Source organism: Bradyrhizobium sp. WCU1 (assembly GCF_053474805.1).
Genome location: NZ_CM130280.1, coordinates 7,288,561 through 7,308,220, shown reverse-complemented (window position 1 = coordinate 7,308,220; position 19,660 = coordinate 7,288,561). Strand labels below are relative to the sequence as shown.

Sequence of the window (19,660 nt, the reverse complement as noted above, 5' to 3'; positions counted from 1 at the left end):
TCAGTTGCACACGATCGGGATCGGTTTCACCGAGTGCTTGGTCACGAACCCGTAACCGCAATTATCGCAGGTCCAGAGATAGCTGATCAGATTGTCGAACAGGTACGCGGAAGCTTCTGCCGCGACCATTGAGTCAGCACACACCGGGCAGGTCGGCAAATCGCTGCCGCGCGGATCGGGTCTGGACGCGACGGTCGACCGAACTTCAGCAAGTGCTGGCATGTGCGCCTCCCTTTGCGTTCTGAGCTGCACCTGACGAAAGTATATAAGCCCATTTGTTTGACCTTGTCGCAACACAAATACGTAGGTTTTACGTTATTTGCGCAGGTTCTGATTTTGCGATGCAACGAATATGCGTTGCGGCGGTTTCTCACTTGCGCGTCATGATGCGCTGCTCCAAATGAGAGAAGACCGCATATTCCAGCATATCCCGCAACAGGAGCCGCCTGATGGACGCGCCGTCGACAACGAGTGCAGTGCAACCCGGACGCGGCCGCGTCTTTGACTCCATCGTCGATGCGATCGGCTCGACGCCGATCGTGCGGCTGCGGAGACTGCCGCAGGCGAACGGTGTCAATGCGACGATCCTCGCCAAGCTGGAATACTTCAACCCGGCGGCCAGCGTGAAGGATCGCATCGGGGCGGCGATGATCGTGGCGATGGAGAAGGCCGGTATCATCAATGCCGACACCGTGCTGATCGAGCCGACCTCGGGCAACACCGGTATTGCGCTGGCCTATGTCGCGGCATCACGCGGCTATCGGCTGAAGCTCGTGATGCCGGAGTCGATGTCGATCGAGCGGCGGCGGATGCTCGCCTTCCTCGGTGCGGAGATCGTGCTGACCCCGGCGGCGCAGGGCATGAAGGGCTCGATCGCGACCGCGGAAGAACTGGTGCGCACGACGCCCAACGCGGTGATGCCGCAGCAGTTCAAGAATCTCGCCAATCCCGAAATCCATCGCCGCACCACCGCGGAGGAGATCTGGAACGACACCGGCGGCAACATCGATTACTTCGTCGCCGGTGTCGGCACCGGCGGCACCATCACCGGCGTCGGGCAGGTGCTGAAGCCGCGCAAGCCGTCGTTGCGGGTCGTCGCGGTCGAGCCGGAGGAAAGCCCGGTGCTGTCGGGCGGCCAGCACACGCCGCACAAGATCCAGGGCATCGGGGCCGGCTTCGTCCCTGACATCCTCGACCGCTCCGTGATCGACGAGATCGTCAAGATCAACAGCGCGACCGCGATCGAGACCGCGCGCGCGCTGGCGCGCAACGAAGGTATCCCCGGCGGTATTTCGTCGGGCGCCGCGATCGCAGCCGCCTTGCAGATCGGCAAGCGGCCGGAAGCTGCGGGCAAGACCATCCTGGCGATTGTGCCGTCATTCTCGGAGCGCTATCTCTCGACCGCGCTGTTTGAAGGAATCTGAGACACAGGAATCCAGGATATGGCCGATCAGCCGAGGCGACCGCGAACCCTGAACGATGCCCGTAGCGAAGCCGAGGCGGCGTTCAAACGCGCCACCACCAAGGTCGCTGACGCGGTGCCAAAGACCGTGGCCGTCCCCGGCGTCCGGGAGCAGGTCACGCTGCGGATCGATCAGGACGTGCTGGCGTATTTCCAGGAAGGCGGTCCCGGCTGGCAGGACCGCATCAACGCGGCGCTGCGCAAGGCCGCCGGGAAGTAACTCGCTTCGCAAGCAAGGTAGCCCGGGATGATCCCCGGGCTTTTGCCGTCATCGGGTGGTGGCGTTGCAGATCGCGATACGCAGCGGTCAGCTTGCGCGCGTCCGCTTTGTTGCGCCCGGTTTCAGGTTCAACAGGTTGCCGGCCAGGATCATGGCCGCGCCGAGGACCGTATAGGCGTCGAGCCGCTCGGCATAAATCAGCCACCCGGCGATCGCGGTGAGCGGCACCCGGACGAAATCCATCGGGATCACCACGGTCGCGTCGGCGTGGAGCAGAGCGCGCGCCATGCAATAATGCGAGAACGTGCCGCAGAATGCGATCACGGCGAGCCAGCCCCAGGTCGAAAGCGGCGGCCAGGTCCAGACATAGAGCGCGGGCCCGATGCTGGCGAGCGACTGCACCACCAGCATCCAGAACATGATCGTCAGCGTCTGCTCGGTGCGCGTCAGCGATTTGACTACGACGACCGAGATGCCGAAACCGACGGCCGCGCCGAGTGCGATCAGTTGGCCCGGATTGATCGCTCCGGTCGCCGGCCGCACGATCACGATCACACCGACCAGGCCGAGCACGATGGCGACGATCTTCCAGGATGTCATCCGTTCGCCGAGGAAGCTCGCCGCGAGGATCGCGGTCCAGATCGGCATCGTGAATTCGATCGCGACCACCTGGCCGATCGGGATCAAGGTCAGCGCATAGAACCAGCCGAGTTGCGCGCAGAAATGGATCAGGTTGCGCGCGATGTGGATGTGGACGCGCGCGGTCTTCACGATCGCGAAGCCGCCATTGATGTGGATCAGCGGATACAGCATCACGAAGCCGAGTACGCCGCGCACGGCCATCAGCTGGAAGACGTTGACTTCGCGCGTTGCCTCGCGGCCCGCCACCGCCACGATCAGCATCAGCGCGAGCCAGCCGGACATCCAAAGTGCTGCGCGAGTCTTCGAGGGCGTGCGATCCATGATCGGAGCAGGATGAGGAGGGATTCCCGGTATCGGCGAGCCGTCACGAATTTGCAACGCGCAATTCCGTCGACTGGTGGTGCGCCGGCTGTGCGATCTCTGCTAAGCAGGTCGGGAATAACCCCATAAGGAGGATCTGCTCATGCGTGTCTTGCAACCGGCCGAATGGTCGAAACCCCGCGGCTTCTCGCACGGCGTCGCGTTCGAGGCGCCTGGCCAATGGATCGTGCTCGCGGGGCAGACCGGCGGCGACGAGAAGGGCGACTACGCGCCCGAGATGGCCGTACAGGTCGGCACCGCGCTGAAGCGCATCATCAAGCTGCTGAACGAGGCCGGCGCCGGCCCCGAGCATATCGTGCGTCTGACCTGGTACCTGACCAGCCGCAGCGAATACGAGGCTGCGGGCGCGGGCATCGGCGCCGCGTGGAAGGAGACGCTCGGGCGCAATTTCCCGCCGTCGACGCTGCTCTATATCGACGGCCTTGTCGATCAGCGCGCGAAGGTCGAGATCGAGGTCACGGCGTTCGTGCCCGCAACATAGGACATTCAGACATGAACAAGAGCAACATGCGAAAGGCGCCCGAGCTCCTCACGGGGTTTGCGACCGGCTGGCCGGAGCAACAGCCGGATATCATGGTGATCTCCATGACCACGGAAAAAGGCGTGTATGACTTCGCGGTCAACAAGGAGCAGGCGCTGTTGATCGCTCGCACCATCCAGCAGACCGCGGAGAATCTCGGCAAGCCACGCACCGCTTAGACCATGATGCGTTTCCACGGAATCGCATCATGGTCTCATCTCTTTGTTTGAGCATGATCTTTTCGGAAAACCGGTTTCCACTTTTCCGGATCATGCTCTAGCGATCGCATGGCCAACAAAAAACGCCCTCGAGATTTTGATCCCGGGGGCGTTGTTACGTGAAGGTCGGTTACTTCGACAGCGTGATATTGGCGCCGCGGAACTGGCTGTCGGCCCTGATCGTGACCGACTGCTTGTTGCCTGAGGTCCGCATCGAGATGTCAGCGTTGAAGCCGGGGGCGCTGGCCACGACCTGGAAGTTGCCGCCGCCGCCGCGACCGCGCAGGTCGCCGCTGACATTGCGGCTGGACTCGCTCCAGGATCCGCTGACCGCGCTGCCTTCAGCCTCCACGTCGGCCGCCAAGTTGAACTTGTAGGCGTCGCTGGCGCAAGTCAGGCTCATGGTCATCTTGGGTCCGCCGACGCGATAGGTCGCACGGCAACGGATCCGCTCGCTTGATCCGTCGTCCAAGGTGACCGTGCCGGCGCCCGACCAGGTGCCCGCCATGCCGGCGAACGGGCCGGACTGGGCATGGCCCGCGGTGCTCGCGAGTGCGGTCACGAAAAACGCGGCGGCTGCAAATGCGGGCCGCCGCGCGATGGCGAAGAAACGCGATACGCTGCTGATCTTACTGACGGGATGCTTCCCATCGGCCGCTGCACGGTACGCCAGCTGATGCCCCATTCCACTTCCCCGATCCGGAGTTGCCACTGAGTTGTCCGTTCGCATATGCACCATTGATCGAGACTCGCACAAGACCCCCGCTGCCGACGGTGCCGGAGATCGCCGCGCCCTGCGCCGAGATCTTTCCTTCGGCGACCGTGACGGTCGAGCTCTGCGACGGCTCGCAGCTGCCGGTCTTGGTGACCACAGTGACGTTCCAAAGGCCGTCATAAGGCTGCTGGGCGGTGGCGGGCGCTGCGGTGAGGGCGGCAGCGGAAGCGACCGAAGTGACCAAAATCAGGTCGCGAATGCGGATCGAACGCATGAATCAAATCCCTGTCATTTCGTGTGATGACGCGGCTTATCTTGTCACAATGTGTTCAAAATTTGCTGCGCCGCGGGAGTCCCCGAATGTTCCTGTAAACTCAAACACATCATGGTGAATTCGGTTCCGGCTCTGGAACGGAGAATCTGATCTCTTGCTCCCGATTTTTGGTATTTAGATACCGAGCTTCGATCTAGTGCTTGCCGGGGCTCAGATTGGGCGCCTTGGTCGCGAACTGCTCGTCCTGTGGCTTGGCCGGCAGCGCGCCGTTGACCTTGCCGTAGTCGATGACCTCGCCGAGCAGCCGCAGGCCGAGCGGCGCCAGCGCGCGCTCCCACAATTCGCGGGCGGTCTCGCCCTTCTTGACGAACACCCAGTCCTGCGCGGCGATGGCGCCGGCATCCATGCGGTCGGCGAGGTGATAGATGCTGCCGCCGGCGATCGGATCGCCTTCCTTGATGGTCCATTCCACCGCGGCGATGCCGCGATGGCGGGGCAGCAGCGACGGGTGGTAGCCGATGCCGCCAAGCTTGGCCACGGCAAGCGCCTCCTTGCTGACGCGGGCGTGGCTGTGGGCGGTCACGATCAGGTCGGTGCCGGGTGCGATCTCGGCGGCCGTCACCAGCTTGGGATCGGCCTGGACCACGACTTCGATGCCGGCCGCCCTGGCCGCGGCCGCCAGCCGGTCCTCGCCGTCATGCACGACCACCCTGACCAGCGTGACGTGGTGCTCGCGCAGCATGTTCAGGGTCGTCACGCCGAAATGGCGGGAACCGACAAGGGTAATGCGCATGGGGATCACTTCCGTGGGGCTTACTCTGGGATTTGCTCTTGGATCGCATGGGCTGCCGCTATGCCGATAGCACACCGCAGCCGGCTGTCTTGCTGTCCTGCCGGTTATCAACAGGGCGGCCGGTTGGCAATGTCACGCCACCGGCCGCTTGCTCGCCAGCACCTTGTCGATGCGCCGGCCGTCGAGGTCGACGATCTCGAAGTCCCAGCCCTGCGCAGCGATCTTCGCGCCGGTATCGGGGATCGCGCCGAACGCATGCAGCAGGAAGCCGGCCGCGGTCTGGTAGGGCCGCGGCGAGGGCAGCGCGATGCCGAGCAGTTCGCTGAACTCGAGCGCCGGCATCCAACCGGAGATTAGATAGGAGCCGTCGTCGCGCTTGACATAGGCGGGCTCGGCCGGGCCTTCCTCGGTATGGAAGGCGCCGACGATGGCCTCGAGGATGTCGGCGCTGGTCACGACACCCTGGAAGGTGCCGTATTCGTCGTGCACGAGGCCGATATGCACCGCGGAGTCGCGCAGGATCGCGACCACGTCGCGGGCGTCAACGGTTTCCGGGATGATCGGCGCATCACGCGTCAGCGCACGGATGTCGGGCGTCTGGCCGGCGAGGTAGACATCGAGCACGTCCTTGGCCTGCACGATGCCGAGCGCATGGTCGCGGTTGCCGTCGAACACCACGCAGCGCGAGTGATTGCTCTTTTGCAGGGTCGCCAGGATCTCGGGAGCAGGGGCGGCGAGGTCGATCAGGCTGACCTCGTGACGCGGCGTCATCACGGCTCCGACCGGAAGATCGCCGAGCCGCATCACGCCGGCGATCATCTCCTTTTCGCCGGGCTCGAGCACGCCGGCATTCTCGGCTTCCACCACCAGCGTCTTGATCTCGTCCTCGCTGACGCGGTCCTGCGCGTCTTCGCGGTGACCGAGGACCCACAGCAAGAACTTGCCGGAACGATCGAGCAGCCACACCAGCGGCAGCGACAGCCGCGCCATCACGGTCATCGCCGGAGCAACCCGCACGGCAACCGACTCCGGGTCGCGCAGCGCGATCTGCTTCGGCACCAGCTCGCCGACGATCAGCGAGGCATAGGTGATCACGCCGACGACGATGCCGACACCGGCCGCATCGGCGACGTTCGCAGCCAGCCCGAGTTCGAACAGAAATTGCGAAAGCCGCTGGCCGAGGGTGGCGCCCGAAAAGGCGCCCGACAGCACGCCGATCAGCGTGATGCCGATCTGGACCGTGGACAGGAATTTTCCGGGATCGGAAGCCAGCGCGAGCGCGCGGCGCGAGCCGCTGACGCCGCGTTCGACCAGCGCCGCGAGGCGCGCCGGACGGGAGGAGACGATCGCAAGCTCCGACATCGACAACAGACCGTTGACGACGATCAAGACCGCCACGATCGCAAGTTCCAGATAAAACACGGGAGTCCCTAAGCTTCGGCGGCGTTGGCCGCCCTACGACGCCAATATAGGCACGCCGGCGCTGTTTTGCTGTGCCTCGTCGGGGGGCCCTGCACAAGCAGAGGGTGCGTATGCCGAGCATGCAGTAGGAGATCGCGGCATTTTGGCGCGCCGGCCGGCATGCGGCCCCGAAATGCCGGCCGGTTTCCTGCTAGGCGAGGATCCGCAGCTCGGGCTTGGCGAACGTCTTGCCCGATGCGGCGGGCTGACTCAGCATTTGCCTGGAAGCGGCTTGCAGTTGCACGCGCAGATCGGCGTTGCATTGCTTCATCTGGTTGCGCAGTTCGCGGCGGGAGAAGGCGGTGAGCGTGGGGTCCGCAAGCTGCTGCCAGGCGTTGCGGAGCCATTCCTGCAGCTCGCGAATATTCTGATCCAAAATCTTCTGATCAAGGACGCTGGGCTGGGTCATGCAGCCAAATCCCACGAAGTGATCAGTTGCAAGATAACGCTGATTCGCGCCGCTTCACCTAGCGCTATGTTGCTTTGGGCGCGTGTTCAGCGGGGGATCGGATGCGGCAGGCGCCGCCATGGCCCGCGTCAGCGGGCGTTGTCGGCGCCGGCGCGCAGCAGGTCCAGTGCGATCGGCAGCGCGAGGAACAGCGCGGCCAGCATCGAGAGATGACGCGTCTGCGTGGCGGTCAGGCCGAGATTGTGCTGGGCGAGATAGGCAAGCATGATCGCCGTGTATGCGGCAACGCAGATTGCGACCACGATGCTTCCGAAATCGGTCTTGCTGTCCATGGCGCACCACTTCGTTGCGGGAGTGGTGTAGCGTGGCTCGCCTTCACCGACTATGAGCTGGATCACGGCCGCGAGGCCGCCAATCGGCTTGGCAGGTCTCGGCGATCGATCAGGCCTGCCAGCCGCAGAGCCGCATCGGTCGTGGCGATGCGCCCCAACAGGCCTAACGAGGCACGTTGCCTTCGGGGCGGCTTTCGCGCGGAAGCTTGACCGGGACGTGGGGCGACGTGCTCACCACGCGCGGGGCTCCGTTGGAATGGGTCTGGCCGTTGAGCAATGTCTCGAGCACCAAAAAGAACTTTTCAGAAAGCATGGGCGTAGCCCTCGTGGTCTAATGTTATGTCGCGGCGCTCCGCGGAAAATTCGATCAACTAAATGCGAGTCGCATCGACATGGCGATGCCGCGGCGCAGGGTCTTCAATACGCAATCCGCAAGATTACCGGTGCCCGCGCCATCAACGCATCGAGGCTTGCGCGAAATAGTTGCCAAAATCCTAACGATTGCTGGTGCAGCTCGTGATGGCACTCACCGTTCCTTCAAGGATGCACATTAACGATAGGGGTATGGATCGTGACCACGATATCGACGAAGGATTCGGATCGGCGCTTCGCCGCAACTACGGGCGACTGGCCTGGTGGATCGTGCGGCTCAATCGCGTGTTCGAGCCGTCGCGCGCGGCCGAGCCGACGCGCACCCAATTGCCGCCACGGCCGACCGTCCCGCCGAGGCGGCCGGTACCGCCACGTCCGGAATAGGCCCCACCAGAATACCATCGTCTGCTGTATCGGCCATTCGGCCGGACTGCTATGCATGCGCCATCCGCGGACCCCACGGTCCGCCGTTTTTGACGATGCGGCTGCGAGGCGGCCGAGCGACGAGAGGGATTGATACAATGATCGAGACGGTTGGCATCATCGGCGCCGGAACCATGGGCAACGGCATCGCGCAGATCTGCGCTGCCGCAGGACTGAACGTGACCATGGTGGATATCTCGGACGCGGCGGTGCAGCGCGGCCTGAAGACGGTCGGGGGCAGTCTCGATCGCCTGGTCAGCAAGGAGAAGATGACCGCGGCGGATCGCGACGCGACGCTTGCGCGGATCAACGCGACCACCGACAAGTCCAAGCTTGCCGCCTGCGATCTCGTGATCGAAGCGGCGACCGAGAACGAGGAGCTGAAGGTCAAGATCCTCAGGGATCTCTGCGCCGGGCTGAAGCCGAGCGCGCTGGTTGCGACCAACACCTCGTCGATCTCGATCACCCGCCTTGCGGCCTCCACCGATCGTCCGGACCGCTTCATCGGGATGCACTTCTTCAATCCGGTCCCGGTGATGGCGCTGCTCGAACTGATCCGCGGCTTGCAGACCTCGGACGACACGGTCGCCAAGGCCGAAGCCTTCGCCAAGCGCGTCGGCAAGGTCGCGATCACCGCGAAGAACAGCCCGGGCTTTGCGGTCAACCGCATCCTGTGCCCAATGATCAACGAGGCGATCTTCGCGCTGCAGGAAGGCATTGCGACCGCGGAGGAGATCGATGCCGGCATGAAGCTCGGCTGCAACCATCCGATCGGACCGCTCGCGCTCGCCGACCTGATCGGGCTCGACACCATGCTGTCGGTGATGGAGGTGTTCTACACCGGCTTCAACGATCCCAAGTACCGGCCGGCGCCGCTGCTGAAGGAGATGGTCGATGCCGGCCATCTCGGCCGCAAGACCGGGCAGGGCTTCTACAGCTACAGCAAGTGACGTCCGCGCGCGGCTGATCCCCGTAGTCATCCGGGATGGATCGCGCCGGAAGGCTCGCGTAACCACAACACCTGATCCGCCACGAGGCGGGGGACATCAGACACGAGGCCCGGACTCCTAGGCACACCGGGCCTCGCGGTCGAGGGCGACGGCGGCGAAGCGTCGTCGAAGCCGTAGCCGGCATTGCCTCGGGGATAAGGCGGGCGCTCCGATGTGGAAGCGGAACTGGCAGCGATGTTGGCAGACCTGGACGATCGACAAGCCGGCCGCGCTTGGCGACTGGCTCTGGCTGGTCCTGGTGGTCGAGCTCGCCGCCTTGCTGGACCGGCTGACATTGCGGAAGCTGATTGCGCTGATCCCGGTGGTCATCCTGATCGTCGCTTACCTGCACCGGATTCCGCTTCCGCCCGAATTGATGCTGGTCGGCGATATGCTGGCCTATATCGACGTCTTCTCGATGATCTTCCTGATCGGCTTGTTCACGCGCGTTGCGACCGTCCTGGCCGTCGTCAGGCGGGCCATTGCGTTGGTTCGCGATATCGCGGAGCGCGTGCCAAAGGCGTTGCACCGGTTCGACATGCGGCATCGCCGCGCAACGGACAGCGCGCGCCGCAGGCGGCTCGCACGGGCCGGGGACGACGATGATGACGGCGCCGTCCCCGCATACCTGGCCTGGGCCTAGGCGGTGCGGCGTTGAGGAACGCGATTGCGCGGCCTATCGGGACTGGTGGTGCAGCTGATCGCCGCCGCCCCGGTGCGATCTCGAAAGATCGGTCGGAACCTGCCGGGAGCGATGGAACGCGAAGCCCATCTGGACGCTCCAGATACCGAACATCAGCGCGCCTGCCACACATGCCGCCACGAAGGCCCAATCGCGCTTCTTCATCTGGTTCAACAATGCCAACTCAACGCCGCGCCACCGCACCCTTCGCGAAGATACCCCTGCACTGCGCTCAAGACGTTGCTGCGTCCGAAGCAAGACTCACGCATAGTGTAGCCATCGGGTGCGCTTGTCGATCAGCCCGGCGCGTGTCCGCGCCCGGCGCGCGCCCGCACTGGTCACGGAGCAGTGATTGTCAAATCATGCGTCCAGCAACACTCCGACCAGATAGTCCGGCGTTCGCAACAATCTTGCCAAACTTTCACTAGGCCGTTGGCGCAGTGAGTTCGAAGATGCTGAACGGAATCGGACGAATCGCAATGACCGAACTTGAGGAGCTTCGATACTTCGAGCACCAGTGCCTGGAGATGGCCAGGCAGTCCACGCTGCCGGATGCTCGACATGCGCTCCAGAGCCTCGCCCGCAACTACGCCACGGCGGCGGAAATCCTCGAACGGCGCGCGCAATCCGCCAACACGGCGCTCGCCCAACTGTTTCGACGCCTGAGGCTGTGACGAGGCAGAAGCAGCGGCCAAACCAGGCGAGCTGCGGGTTGCCACCCGCGCGAACAACGTTTCATTAACCCGACTCGCCCACGCTCGTATTGGGCCGTCTGGATGGGCCGCTTGCAGAGGGCCGCCACGGATGAGTTCCGTGGCGGCCCTTTGTCTTCTGACCGTGTTGAGGGAGACGACCGATGGACTACGGCGCCTTCACCGACGCCAGCCTGAAGATGATGTACGAGGCCGTCCGCGGCGCGCTCAAGGCCGACGATGAATTCGAGGCGAACGGCGAGGAGCCGAAATTCCGGGTCCGCGCGACGCCGGAGTGGAAGCGGCACGCCGGAAGCCTCGAAGCCGAGATGCTGAAGCGAGGGCTTCAGGTCGATATCATCGATTGGACGGGCGGGCAGGGCGAGCTGCCGCTGTCTTCTTGAACAACGTCAACTTCGATCGACCCTGATCTCCCCATTGCGCTGACGCGTGTCGATTGATTCCGCAGCTGTCCGGCTATCCTTTGGGAATGGGTTTCCCGCCCGCAGGGCCTATCGGCTTGGGACCCGCCAGGGGCGGAGGGCCAATGGACGGAAACGGAATCTGATCGGTATCGTTGGTTGATTTTGCCGGTCGTGTCCTGGGACGAACCTCGTCGTCCAATGACGGACAAGTCTTCTCCCAGCCTGGACCATAGGCCGTGTCGAGTGCGGCAAGGATGCAAGGCGCGAACCAGACTGCGACGGCCCTGGCAAATCTCATGTGCCAGTTCCTCACGCTTGAAGAACCACGGAAACAATCCGTGTGCGCATATTTGGCGGATTGCCGGCGCTGTTGCGACGACGATACAGAGATACAAGCGCAACGATGCTAACCAACCTGCATCTGAACCAGGATGGGGTTGTGTCGTGTCGGGATCTGATCAGTGGAACGCTACGAATAGCCCTTACTCGTCTGCCCAGGCGCCACTGCTGCGCGATGAGCAGCAGCAGTTCGACCACTATCACAAGTTCGACGATGCCATCGCGCGATCGGCGCAGAGTGGCTCGAAAACCGTGATTTGGGATCGCTACAATCCGCCGGTTCGTTGATCTGGCGGGTGGCCGGGCATCCCATGGGCGACGGCATGCTGTCCTGACCGTCCCGAAAAAGTACGCCGCCGGGCCCGAAATGGTTTGTCCCGACGGCGCCCTGTTTCAATCTGGGGACTGCAATCCCAGCACCGAGCGAAATCGCAAGTTCAGTGCCAATCGGATCAGCCCGGCTCAGGTCTACCGGCCACCGTTCATCACACCGGCTGCTAGCGCCGCGCGAGGTAGGCCAAGCCGAGCACGCCCAGTGTGCATGGTGTGGACGATCCGAACTGACCTCCGGCCGGCTTAGGTCTATTTCTCTCTTAAGTGATTGATTTAATTGGTGAGCGCGGAGGGACTCGAACCCTCGACCCCATGATTAAAAGTCACGTGCTCTACCGCCTGAGCTACGCGCTCACTCACCTGAACATCAGATCCGGACCAAGCGGTGAAACCGCTCCGGATCATGCTCCAGCCCGCGCTGTGTAGGGGGCAGGGCCCATCGGGTCAATAGCCGATGGGCAGTCAATTGTGCACCGTTGCGGCGGATTTGCCGTTCCAATGCCTGTGCTTAGGGCCGTTTCTTGAAGTGAGCTTCTTGTTGGCGCATGGTCTTTCGGAAAACCGCTGCGCACTTTTCCGGATCATGCGCTAGTTGTCGCGGCCGATTTCCGAGCCGACCGGCTGCTGCGGGGCGGCGACCGAGGGCAGGCTGACCGGTCGCAACCCGATCAGTTCCGCGGTGCGGATCGCGCTGTTGCGCCAGAACGCGAACTCGTTGATCCGCGAATTCTCCAGGATCGCGATCGCGACCGCCGCCAGGAACGGCAGGCTCTGCAGCACCAGGACGCCGGCGAAGATGTAGATCTCCCGCACCTGCTTGTAGCCGTTGGTGACGACCAGCACGATGGCGCCGATCAGGAGCAGCACGCCGATCACGGCCTCCCAGAACGCCTGGAATTCGATCGACATCCGCGACAGGCCGCCCTTGGAGGTGCGGGCGAAGGCGAGGTGCTCGGTGATCAGGCCCTGCGCCACCGCGCGCGACACCGTCCATTGCACGCTCATCGCCGCGATCATGGCGCCCAGCATCTGGCCGGCCTTGATGTTCACCCGCAGCCGGTAGAGCGCGACGAAATGCACCAGCGAGACGATGAAGGAGGCGATGATCGGAAGGGTCAGGATCTTGTCGGGGATCGCGATGTCGGCGAAGGCGACGATCGGCACCCAGATCAAATTGAGGATCGCGACCACGACGCCGAGACTTTCGGCGCCGAGCCAGTTGAGCCAGCCGAGCGAGAATTCGCGGCGCTGATCCGGCGTCAGCCGGCTCGCCCCGGGCAGGAAGCGGCGCCAGTGCTTCTTGACGATCTGGAAGCCGCCATAGGCCCAGCGGTGGCGCTGCTTCTTGAACGCCTCGTAGGTGTCGGGCAGCAGGCCTTCGCCGTAGCGCACATTGGTGTAGTGCGTGAGCCAGCCCGCCTGCTGGATCGAAAGGCCGAGATCGGTGTCCTCGCAGATCGTGTCGCTCGACCAGCCGCCGACCTTGTCCATCGCGGCGCGGCGGATCAGGCACATCGTGCCGTGCACGATGATGGCGTTGAACTCGTTGCGCTGGACCATGCCGATGTCGAAGAAGCCGGCATATTCGCCGTTCATGATGTAGTGCATCAGCGAGCGGTCGCCGTCGCGATGCTCCTGTGGCGCCTGCACCAGGCCGACGCGGGGATCGGCGAAGGCGGGGACGAGATCCTTGAGCCAGTCCGGATGCACGACATAGTCGGCGTCGATGATGCCGATGATCTCGGCATCCGCCGCGGTGCGTTCCATCGCGATCCGCAGCGCGCCGGCCTTGAAGCCCTGCACCTTCTCGGCATTGATGAACTTGAAGCGCTCGCCGAGCTGCCGGCAGTGATCCTGGATCGGCCGCCAGAACTCGGGATCCGGCGTGTTGTTGATGATGCAGACGCACTCGAAATTCGGATAGTCGAGCCGCGACACCGCATCGAGCGTCTGCTTCAGCATCTCGACCGGTTCGAAATAGGCCGGGATGTGGATCGAGACCTTCGGAAACTTGACGTCCTCGCCGATGGTGGCGGGCGCCAGCGTCGCGCTCTTGCCGATCAGCCGGCGTGGGCCATGGCCGAACGCCACCGCCGCGATCTCCTCGATCCGCGCCATCGCGATCAGCACCAGCGGCACCAGCAGCACGAGGCCGAGGCTGAGCGCGAAGGCCGAGCCCCAGACGAAATAATGCGTGGTCCAGTATGAGAACACGGTCGCAACCCAGGCGCCGACGCCATTGGCGGCGGCCGACAGCACCAGCGCCTGCATCACCGTCGGCTGGTCCAGCCGCAGGATCGGCAGCGACATGAACAGGCCGACGAGGACCGCGACCAGCGCGATCTTCCAGTAATTCAGGTCGGTGACCGGACCGGTCCAGGCGAACTTCGCCTCGCGGTCGGCATTGAGGATGCCCCAGTAGGGACCGACGCCGCCTTCGAAGTACTTCCAGGGCTGATCGATCGCTTCGACGATGTTGTAGTCCATGCCGATGGCTTCGGCGCGGGTGACGAAGTTGCGCAGCACGGTGGCCTGCTGGAACGCGCCCGGCTCGGCGTTGCGCAGATTGTAGCCCTGGCTCGGCCAGCCGAACTCGGCGATCAGGATGCGCTTGCCGGGGAAGGAGTCGCGCAACAGATTGTAGCGGTCGACCGCCTGGTCCACCGCCTGCTTGTCGGTGAAGTTTTCCCAGTAGGGCAGCACGTGGGCGGCGATGAAGTCGGACGAATTGGCGAGCTGCGGATGGTCTCGCCAGATGTTCCAGATTTCACCGGTCGTGACGGGAACGTTGACCGATTTCTTGACGCGCTGGATCACCTTGATCAGGCGGTGCACGTTGCTTTCGGCAATCGCCCATTTGACCGCTTCGCCGCGCTTGTCTTCGGGCTGCGTTTCCGCGTCGTGCAGGCGTTGCGCCTCCTCGCGAAGGATTCGTTCGGATTCCTCCGGCGGCACTCCGACTTCCGGAACCGAGCCGAGGTTTTCGAGCGGGACCTGCTCGCCGCGGAACACGGTTTCGTTGCCGACCACGATGCCGATGACGTTGCTGTTGCGCTTGGCAAGATTGATCGCAGCTTCGATCTCGCGGTTGTTGCGGTTGGCGTCCTTGTCGATCCAGGCGCCGACCGTGACCTTCATGCCGAACTCGGCGGCGACCGGCGGCACCAGTTCGTTGCCTTCGGTCGACGAATAGAGGCGGACCGCCTTGGTGAGCGTCGAGAGCTTTCTGAGGTCCGTGCGCACCTTCTCGGTGTCGGCGGCAACGTCCGCGACCGTGTGGCCCGACTCGAACGGGGCGTAGGACAGGCTCGGCAGCGTGCCACGGAAATCGGGCGCTGCCTGCTTCTCCTGGAAGAGACCCCACAGGGCGGCGTGAGCGGCGGTGACAAGCAACAGGACGGCGACGACGGCGCGCATCGCGGTTAAACCATACGGGGCCTGAGATTGAGGACTAAGCGAACCCGTCCCCTGGGTTCGACCAACATGGCGGCGGAGCGAAAGATATCTCCGCCATCCGATTTAACAACTGGTATGCCGCAATGGCGTTTTAAGGGCGCAAGCCGTTCCAGCCGCGAAAAAAATCGCGGCCGGTCCCGATCGCGCGGCGCGCTTATTTCGACGCCGGCGCAGGCGAGGCCGACGGGGTTGGCGCAGGCGAGGGTGACGCTGCCGGCGCTGGCGCGCCATTGCCGGCCGTCGACGGCGCCGGGGTGGGTGCAGGCGCGGCGGCGGCGGCCTGCGGCTGGGCGCCCGGATTGATCCAGCAGGCGTGGATGCGGCCGTCGAGGCTGCCGCGCACCTTGTCGTCGATCTGGGCGCCGAACCGGGTCAGGCAGCGGAACGCGGCCTGGACGTGGCCGCCGGGGCAGCCGAACCGGTCATAGAGGTCGAGATGACGGAATGCGGTATCGAGGTCGTCGTTCCACATCAGGCGGACCACGCGGCGGCCGAGCCAGACGCATTCCGGATTGCCGGCCGGACCATTGATGGCCTGCTGGGCCTCGACGAATTCCTCGACCTTGCGCTGGTTGGCTTCCCGCGCGGCAGTGGCGTCGGCCTGTCCGGGCTGCTGTTTGGCCTGGTCCGGCGGATTCGGTGTGCCGCTCTGGGCGAAAGCGCCGCCGTCTCCGGTCAGGAGCGCAAGGCCTGTGACAAGGCCCGTTACGGCAAGGTGGCGCAAAGCAGTGTTCTTCAACTCAAGCAGCCGTCGACGCATGTATTCCCCGATAATGTTCCTGCCCCCGCGGGATCATCCTAACGGCTCGCGTGATGCCGTCCAAATAGGTCTCCAGTGCGGCGGAGACTCTGGCGGAGTCAGATGACCGGAATTTGGTATTTTGTCCAGCAAACTCACAACTTTATCGTTCCAGAGCAAAACTGTCGCAGGACAACCATGGTATTGACCTAATCCTACTCTTGGCAGACGGGCTGTGACCGGCTAATTCGACGGTCCCCCGGAGGATGGAACCGATTTCGCTTCGTACGCCGCTGGCGCTTCTCCTGATCTCGCTCGCCGTGATTGCATCCGTGTGGTGGTGGCTCGCCACGCCGATTACGCTCGTGCGCGCGCCGATCGATCCTGCCGCAAAGCTGCAATGCGTGTCCTACACGCCGTTCCGCGGCGCCCAGACGCCGCTCGATCCCACCACGCAGATTCCGGTCGAGCAGATCGAGCAGGACTTCGCCGATCTCGCCAAGGTCACCGACTGCGTGCGCACCTATTCGATCGAGAACGGCCTCGACCAGGTCCCCGCCGTCGCGGCCAAGGTCGGGTTGAAGGTGATGCAGGGCATCTGGCTCAGCAGCAACCGTTTCAAGAACCTGCAGCAGATCGCGATCGCGGTGCGGCTCGCCAAGGAATATCCGGGCGTGGTCACCTCGCTGATCGTCGGCAACGAAGTGCTGCTGCGCGGTGAGATGACAGCCGCCGATCTGGCCGGCAACATCCGCGCGGTGAAGGCTTCGGCCGGCAATATCCCGGTCACCTATGCCGACGTCTGGGAATACTGGATAAAGAACCGCGAGATCTATGACGCGGTCGATTTCGTCACCATTCACATCCTGCCGTATTGGGAGGACATCCCGGTCAAGGCGAAGTACGCCGCGGCGCATGTCGACGAGATCCGCAAGAGGATGGCGGTCACGTTCCCTGGCAAGGAGATCCTGATCGGCGAGACCGGCTGGCCGAGCCAGGGGCGGATGCGGGAGGGCGCATTGCCGTCGCGCACCAACCAGGCTCGGGTGGTGTCGGAGATCCTCGACCTCGCCAAGAGCGAGGGCTTTCGCGTCAACCTGATCGAGGCCTATGACCAGCCCTGGAAGCGCAAGCTCGAGGGCACCGTCGGCGGCAATTGGGGCCTGTTCGATTCGGTGAAGCGGCAGGTCAAATATCCACCCGGCGTTCCGATCTCCAACTATCCGGACTGGAAGCTGCAGATGGCGGGCGGCATGGCGCTGTCGGTCGCCACCTTCCTGGTGGCCTGGCTGACATTGCGCCGCAGGCCCTGGACGCCACGGCCGTCGGCCTGGATTGCAGTCGCCATTTCGGCGACGACGGCGGGGGCGCTGCTCGGGATCGCCGGCGACAAGATGTATTACGAGAGCTACGGCACCAGCGGCTTTCTGCATTGGGGCGTGCTGCTCGCGGCCGCGATCATCGCGCCCTTGCTGACCGCGCATGCGCTGATTGCCGGGCGCTCGCTGCCGACCTTCCTGGAACTGATCGGGCCGCGCGACTATCGCGGCAAGGGCGCGATCGGCGCACTACTGGCGATCGTGCTTGCCGTCACCACCGTCATCGCCGCCGAGACCGCGCTCGGCTTCGCCTTCGATCCGCGTTATCGCGACTTCCCCTATGCCTCGCTGACCATGGCCGTGGTGCCGTTCGCGCTGCTGACCATGCTCAACCGCCCGAAGGAAGGCATCCGGCCGCTCGCCGAATCCGTGTTCGCCGGCCTGCTCGCGATCGCCGCCCTCTACACGATCTACAACGAGGGCACGATCAACTGGCAGTCGGACTGGACCTGCGTGATGTATCTGTTGCTCGCCGCTACGCTGTGGCGGGCGCGGGCCGCGCAAAACCCAGGATGAACAGGCCGATCGCAAGGCCTGACAACACGACGTTGTAGAGCACGATCCCGAGCCCGGCGGCAATCAGCCCGCCGGTGAGCAGCACGATCGAGGGCCGCATCAGGTTCAACAGCGCGATCACCAGCGCGGTGATGCCGAACACCGAATTCTTGAACAGCACGGTCGAGAGCGCACGCGCCTTGCAGAGCATGGTCTGCGTGCCGGCGTCGCAGGCCAGCGCGACGGGCGAGAACTCGATCGCCAGATAGCGCACGTAGAGCGCGTACCCGACAGTGACGAAGCCGACGACCATCAGGAACTGGACCTGATAGGGGGAGAGGCGGAACGGAGGTTTTGTCATCGCGGCACTATGGTCGGGAACGGGGGCTGGGACAAGGCTCGGTCAAAGCAGCGAAATCGGTTGAGAATTTGGCCGCAATCCTTTGCCGGACATGACTATTGGCTGTTTCGCCGGAACATCGACGAGATTGTCGCAGGCTCCGGCTTCTTTTCCTCGACGGCCGGTTGCGGCGGCGCGGCGAGGGTGCTGCGCTTCGGCGCCAACCGCCGGTGCGGCTGCGCCGCTCTGGCTCCGGCGGGCGGCTCGTTTACGGCCAGCCGCTGGCCGTCATAGATCGCCGTCTCGCAGGTCCGCTGGATCAGGCTGAGGCCGGCGCAGATCTTGGCAGCGGTGCCGGCGTCGTTCAGCGGTCCGGCGACCAGGCGCAGCTGCATGCCGAGTCCGTTGCTGTTTTCCTTGATGACGATGATCGGCCGCAGCGCGGCCAGCGGCGCGTTGGCCTTAGCCTTCAACAAGCCGCGCCATAATGCCCGTAGTCCGTTGACCGAATTTGCGGTGCCGAGATCGACGCCGAATTCGGTGCGGTGGATCTGAGCCTTCGGCGCGTCGTCTTCAACGTCGGAGTCCGGATCCGGTGTGATCACCAGCGGCGGTATCGGTGCGGCGTTGACGTCGTTGGCGGTCGGCGGCTTGATCGTTGCGGTCGCCTTGCTCGCCGCAGGTTCGAGCGATGCCACCCGCGGCTTCTCGGCAGGTGGCTTGTCCGCGACCGGCAGCGCCGCAAGCGCTGCCGCGGCCGCCTTTGTATCCTCGGCACTGGCTGCCGCAGCTGCGGCACTCATCGGACTGGCAACTGTTGCGGCGGGAGCAGGAGCCGGCGACGAATTGTCAGCCGCCAACGGCTTCTCTGTGGCAACCGGCGGCTTCGCCGAGGCGGGCGCCGGCTTCCTGTCAGCCGTTACAGGCTTGTCGGCCGCAGCAGCGGGCTTTTCGGTTGGTGGCGGCTTGCTGTCGGTGGCTGCCGGTACCTTGTCGGGCGTGACCGGCTTGTCCGATACGGCAGGCGGCGTGGTTGCGACGATGGCAACGGCTGGTGCGGCGGCGGACGCCGTATTGGCGGAGGTCGGCGGTGTGACGGGGGCCGCCGCCGAGGGAGGCGGTCCCGGCACAGGTGCGGCCGGCTGCTTTGCGATCGTGCCGGTCACGGAGTCGAGACCCTGTTCCAGCGTGGTGACGCGCGAATAGAGCCGGTCGCGGTCGCCGTTCAGCGTATCGATCGCGGAGGCGAGCCGGCGCGTCTCGTTATGGCTCTCCTTCGCCAATGTCTGCAATTGCTGGGCCTGGCGTGCGATGTCTGACGCGGCGACCAGGTCGCGACGCATCGTCAGTGCCGACTGGTTGGCCATCACGGCGATGGTGACGGCGCCGACCGCAGCTGCGCCCCACGAGCCGAGCCGCCACAGCATGCGGCGATCGAAGGCGTCCTCTTCGGCCAAAAAGCCGGAGGTGCTCTCGGTGTCTAAATCCGCCGCCAGACTGTCGCGATCTTTGGCCAAAGCCCGCTTGGCCCTCCTCAAGGCCCGCCGAATCACGAGGCAAAGATTAACA

General features: G+C 64.3%; 24 protein-coding genes and 1 tRNA gene. 11 read left to right on the top strand and 14 right to left on the bottom strand.

Annotated elements, in window-relative coordinates; translation table 11 throughout:
* A complete protein-coding gene (locus ACTUWL_RS34250; RefSeq protein ID WP_021081277.1) occupies positions 1-222 on the bottom strand; it encodes an inorganic pyrophosphatase in 222 nt (73 codons plus the stop codon).
* 227 nt (positions 223-449) lie between these two features.
* Between ACTUWL_RS34250 and cysK the strand changes: the two genes are divergently transcribed.
* Positions 450-1,424: a cysteine synthase A gene (cysK, locus tag ACTUWL_RS34245; RefSeq protein ID WP_021081278.1), complete on the top strand. Its 975-nt coding sequence runs from the start codon at positions 450-452 to the stop codon at positions 1,422-1,424.
* An 18-nt stretch (positions 1,425-1,442) separates the two neighbouring features.
* Positions 1,443-1,682: a BrnA antitoxin family protein gene (locus ACTUWL_RS34240; RefSeq protein ID WP_021081279.1), complete on the top strand. Its 240-nt coding sequence runs from the start codon at positions 1,443-1,445 to the stop codon at positions 1,680-1,682.
* A gap of 87 nt (positions 1,683-1,769) precedes the next feature.
* Here ACTUWL_RS34240 and ACTUWL_RS34235 read toward each other — a convergent pair whose 3' ends face one another.
* Complete coding sequence (locus ACTUWL_RS34235) at positions 1,770-2,645, bottom strand: DMT family transporter (protein ID WP_035652802.1); 876 nt, start codon at positions 2,643-2,645, stop codon at positions 1,770-1,772.
* Between the two features lie 142 nt (positions 2,646-2,787).
* On the opposite strand from ACTUWL_RS34235, the gene ACTUWL_RS34230 reads away from it, so the two are divergent.
* Both ACTUWL_RS34230 and ACTUWL_RS34225 read left to right on the top strand, forming a co-directional pair.
* Positions 2,788-3,186, top strand: a complete 399-nt coding sequence (locus tag ACTUWL_RS34230) for a RidA family protein (protein WP_021081281.1) — start codon at positions 2,788-2,790, stop codon at positions 3,184-3,186.
* Between the two features lie 11 nt (positions 3,187-3,197).
* Positions 3,198-3,404, top strand: a complete 207-nt coding sequence (locus tag ACTUWL_RS34225; RefSeq protein WP_021081282.1) for a hypothetical protein — start codon at positions 3,198-3,200, stop codon at positions 3,402-3,404.
* A gap of 169 nt (positions 3,405-3,573) precedes the next feature.
* Here the strand turns inward: ACTUWL_RS34225 and ACTUWL_RS34220 are convergent, their stop codons facing one another.
* From ACTUWL_RS34220 to ACTUWL_RS34195, 6 genes are all read right to left on the bottom strand, one after another.
* Positions 3,574-4,128, bottom strand: coding sequence for a hypothetical protein (locus tag ACTUWL_RS34220; protein ID WP_021081283.1), 555 nt, complete (start codon positions 4,126-4,128; stop codon positions 3,574-3,576).
* On the bottom strand, positions 4,073-4,432 hold the full coding sequence (locus ACTUWL_RS34215) for a hypothetical protein (RefSeq protein WP_021081284.1): 360 nt from the start codon (positions 4,430-4,432) through the stop codon (positions 4,073-4,075). Before ACTUWL_RS34215 ends, ACTUWL_RS34220 begins: the two co-directional genes overlap by 56 nt.
* 193 nt (positions 4,433-4,625) lie before the next feature.
* Positions 4,626-5,225, bottom strand: a complete 600-nt coding sequence (locus ACTUWL_RS34210) for a formyltransferase family protein (protein ID WP_021081285.1) — start codon at positions 5,223-5,225, stop codon at positions 4,626-4,628.
* Positions 5,226-5,357: 132 nt separating this feature from the next.
* Positions 5,358-6,647: a hemolysin family protein gene (locus ACTUWL_RS34205; RefSeq protein WP_021081286.1), complete on the bottom strand. Its 1,290-nt coding sequence runs from the start codon at positions 6,645-6,647 to the stop codon at positions 5,358-5,360.
* A gap of 190 nt (positions 6,648-6,837) precedes the next feature.
* Positions 6,838-7,095 (bottom strand): hypothetical protein, encoded by a 258-nt coding sequence (locus tag ACTUWL_RS34200; protein WP_021081287.1) that lies wholly within the window; start codon positions 7,093-7,095, stop codon positions 6,838-6,840.
* Between the two features lie 128 nt (positions 7,096-7,223).
* On the bottom strand, positions 7,224-7,427 hold the full coding sequence (locus ACTUWL_RS34195; RefSeq protein ID WP_035652806.1) for a hypothetical protein: 204 nt from the start codon (positions 7,425-7,427) through the stop codon (positions 7,224-7,226).
* Positions 7,428-7,991: 564 nt separating this feature from the next.
* Here ACTUWL_RS34195 and ACTUWL_RS34190 point away from each other — a divergent pair.
* The 3 genes from ACTUWL_RS34190 to ACTUWL_RS34180 all read left to right on the top strand — a co-directional run bounded on the left by ACTUWL_RS34190 (position 7,992) and on the right by ACTUWL_RS34180 (position 9,854).
* On the top strand, positions 7,992-8,183 hold the full coding sequence (locus tag ACTUWL_RS34190) for a hypothetical protein (RefSeq protein ID WP_035652809.1): 192 nt from the start codon (positions 7,992-7,994) through the stop codon (positions 8,181-8,183).
* Positions 8,184-8,320: 137 nt separating this feature from the next.
* Entirely contained in the window at positions 8,321-9,172 is an 852-nt protein-coding gene (locus tag ACTUWL_RS34185) for a 3-hydroxybutyryl-CoA dehydrogenase (protein WP_021081290.1), read from the top strand.
* Between the two features lie 298 nt (positions 9,173-9,470).
* Positions 9,471-9,854, top strand: a complete 384-nt coding sequence (locus tag ACTUWL_RS34180; protein WP_307756238.1) for a hypothetical protein — start codon at positions 9,471-9,473, stop codon at positions 9,852-9,854.
* Positions 9,855-9,887: 33 nt separating this feature from the next.
* Here ACTUWL_RS34180 and ACTUWL_RS34175 read toward each other — a convergent pair whose 3' ends face one another.
* Complete coding sequence (locus tag ACTUWL_RS34175) at positions 9,888-10,067, bottom strand: hypothetical protein (RefSeq protein WP_146160308.1); 180 nt, start codon at positions 10,065-10,067, stop codon at positions 9,888-9,890.
* Positions 10,068-10,372: 305 nt separating this feature from the next.
* On the opposite strand from ACTUWL_RS34175, the gene ACTUWL_RS34170 reads away from it, so the two are divergent.
* From ACTUWL_RS34170 to ACTUWL_RS34160, 3 genes are all read left to right on the top strand, one after another.
* Positions 10,373-10,567 carry a hypothetical protein gene (locus ACTUWL_RS34170; protein ID WP_035652811.1) on the top strand — a complete coding sequence of 65 codons (195 nt, stop codon included), beginning with the start codon at positions 10,373-10,375 and terminating at the stop codon, positions 10,565-10,567.
* Between the two features lie 182 nt (positions 10,568-10,749).
* Entirely contained in the window at positions 10,750-10,989 is a 240-nt protein-coding gene (locus ACTUWL_RS34165) for a hypothetical protein (protein WP_021081295.1), read from the top strand.
* 465 nt (positions 10,990-11,454) lie between these two features.
* Entirely contained in the window at positions 11,455-11,637 is a 183-nt protein-coding gene (locus ACTUWL_RS34160; RefSeq protein WP_146160307.1) for a hypothetical protein, read from the top strand.
* Between the two features lie 323 nt (positions 11,638-11,960).
* Here ACTUWL_RS34160 and ACTUWL_RS34155 read toward each other — a convergent pair.
* The 3 genes from ACTUWL_RS34155 to ACTUWL_RS34145 form a co-directional block, all read right to left on the bottom strand.
* A tRNA-Lys gene (locus tag ACTUWL_RS34155) sits at positions 11,961-12,036 on the bottom strand.
* Positions 12,037-12,270: 234 nt separating this feature from the next.
* On the bottom strand, positions 12,271-15,099 hold the full coding sequence (locus tag ACTUWL_RS34150; protein WP_021081297.1) for a glycosyltransferase: 2,829 nt from the start codon (positions 15,097-15,099) through the stop codon (positions 12,271-12,273).
* Positions 15,100-15,292: 193 nt separating this feature from the next.
* Positions 15,293-15,898 carry a hypothetical protein gene (locus tag ACTUWL_RS34145; protein ID WP_021081298.1) on the bottom strand — a complete coding sequence of 202 codons (606 nt, stop codon included), beginning with the start codon at positions 15,896-15,898 and terminating at the stop codon, positions 15,293-15,295.
* 245 nt (positions 15,899-16,143) lie between these two features.
* Between ACTUWL_RS34145 and ACTUWL_RS34140 the strand changes: the two genes are divergently transcribed.
* Complete coding sequence (locus ACTUWL_RS34140; RefSeq protein WP_021081299.1) at positions 16,144-17,772, top strand: glycoside hydrolase family 17 protein; 1,629 nt, start codon at positions 16,144-16,146, stop codon at positions 17,770-17,772.
* Here ACTUWL_RS34140 and ACTUWL_RS34135 read toward each other — a convergent pair.
* The gene (locus ACTUWL_RS34135) at positions 17,732-18,112 is read right to left on the bottom strand and encodes a hypothetical protein (protein ID WP_021081300.1); all 381 of its coding nucleotides are present in this window, start codon (positions 18,110-18,112) and stop codon (positions 17,732-17,734) included. The genes ACTUWL_RS34140 and ACTUWL_RS34135 overlap by 41 nt on opposite strands.
* 95 nt (positions 18,113-18,207) lie before the next feature.
* Complete coding sequence (locus ACTUWL_RS34130) at positions 18,208-19,608, bottom strand: hypothetical protein (protein WP_035652814.1); 1,401 nt, start codon at positions 19,606-19,608, stop codon at positions 18,208-18,210.
* Between the last annotated feature and the right edge of the window lie 52 nt (positions 19,609-19,660).

What these genes read in the sequence shown, in the direction of transcription:
- ACTUWL_RS34250 (WP_021081277.1), bottom strand. Translation starts at nt 222, where the DNA reads ATGCCAGCACTTGCTGAAGTTCGGTCGACCGTCGCGTCCAGACCCGAT.
- cysK (WP_021081278.1), top strand. Translation starts at nt 450, where the DNA reads ATGGACGCGCCGTCGACAACGAGTGCAGTGCAACCCGGACGCGGCCGC.
- ACTUWL_RS34240 (WP_021081279.1), top strand. Translation starts at nt 1,443, where the DNA reads ATGGCCGATCAGCCGAGGCGACCGCGAACCCTGAACGATGCCCGTAGC.
- ACTUWL_RS34235 (WP_035652802.1), bottom strand. Translation starts at nt 2,645, where the DNA reads ATGGATCGCACGCCCTCGAAGACTCGCGCAGCACTTTGGATGTCCGGC.
- ACTUWL_RS34230 (WP_021081281.1), top strand. Translation starts at nt 2,788, where the DNA reads ATGCGTGTCTTGCAACCGGCCGAATGGTCGAAACCCCGCGGCTTCTCG.
- ACTUWL_RS34225 (WP_021081282.1), top strand. Translation starts at nt 3,198, where the DNA reads ATGAACAAGAGCAACATGCGAAAGGCGCCCGAGCTCCTCACGGGGTTT.
- ACTUWL_RS34220 (WP_021081283.1), bottom strand. Translation starts at nt 4,128, where the DNA reads ATGGGGCATCAGCTGGCGTACCGTGCAGCGGCCGATGGGAAGCATCCC.
- ACTUWL_RS34215 (WP_021081284.1), bottom strand. Translation starts at nt 4,432, where the DNA reads ATGCGTTCGATCCGCATTCGCGACCTGATTTTGGTCACTTCGGTCGCT.
- ACTUWL_RS34210 (WP_021081285.1), bottom strand. Translation starts at nt 5,225, where the DNA reads ATGCGCATTACCCTTGTCGGTTCCCGCCATTTCGGCGTGACGACCCTG.
- ACTUWL_RS34200 (WP_021081287.1), bottom strand. Translation starts at nt 7,095, where the DNA reads ATGACCCAGCCCAGCGTCCTTGATCAGAAGATTTTGGATCAGAATATT.
- ACTUWL_RS34195 (WP_035652806.1), bottom strand. Translation starts at nt 7,427, where the DNA reads ATGGACAGCAAGACCGATTTCGGAAGCATCGTGGTCGCAATCTGCGTT.
- ACTUWL_RS34190 (WP_035652809.1), top strand. Translation starts at nt 7,992, where the DNA reads ATGGATCGTGACCACGATATCGACGAAGGATTCGGATCGGCGCTTCGC.
- ACTUWL_RS34185 (WP_021081290.1), top strand. Translation starts at nt 8,321, where the DNA reads ATGATCGAGACGGTTGGCATCATCGGCGCCGGAACCATGGGCAACGGC.
- ACTUWL_RS34170 (WP_035652811.1), top strand. Translation starts at nt 10,373, where the DNA reads ATGACCGAACTTGAGGAGCTTCGATACTTCGAGCACCAGTGCCTGGAG.
- ACTUWL_RS34165 (WP_021081295.1), top strand. Translation starts at nt 10,750, where the DNA reads ATGGACTACGGCGCCTTCACCGACGCCAGCCTGAAGATGATGTACGAG.
- ACTUWL_RS34150 (WP_021081297.1), bottom strand. Translation starts at nt 15,099, where the DNA reads ATGCGCGCCGTCGTCGCCGTCCTGTTGCTTGTCACCGCCGCTCACGCC.
- ACTUWL_RS34145 (WP_021081298.1), bottom strand. Translation starts at nt 15,898, where the DNA reads ATGCGTCGACGGCTGCTTGAGTTGAAGAACACTGCTTTGCGCCACCTT.
- ACTUWL_RS34140 (WP_021081299.1), top strand. Translation starts at nt 16,144, where the DNA reads ATGGAACCGATTTCGCTTCGTACGCCGCTGGCGCTTCTCCTGATCTCG.
- ACTUWL_RS34135 (WP_021081300.1), bottom strand. Translation starts at nt 18,112, where the DNA reads ATGACAAAACCTCCGTTCCGCCTCTCCCCCTATCAGGTCCAGTTCCTG.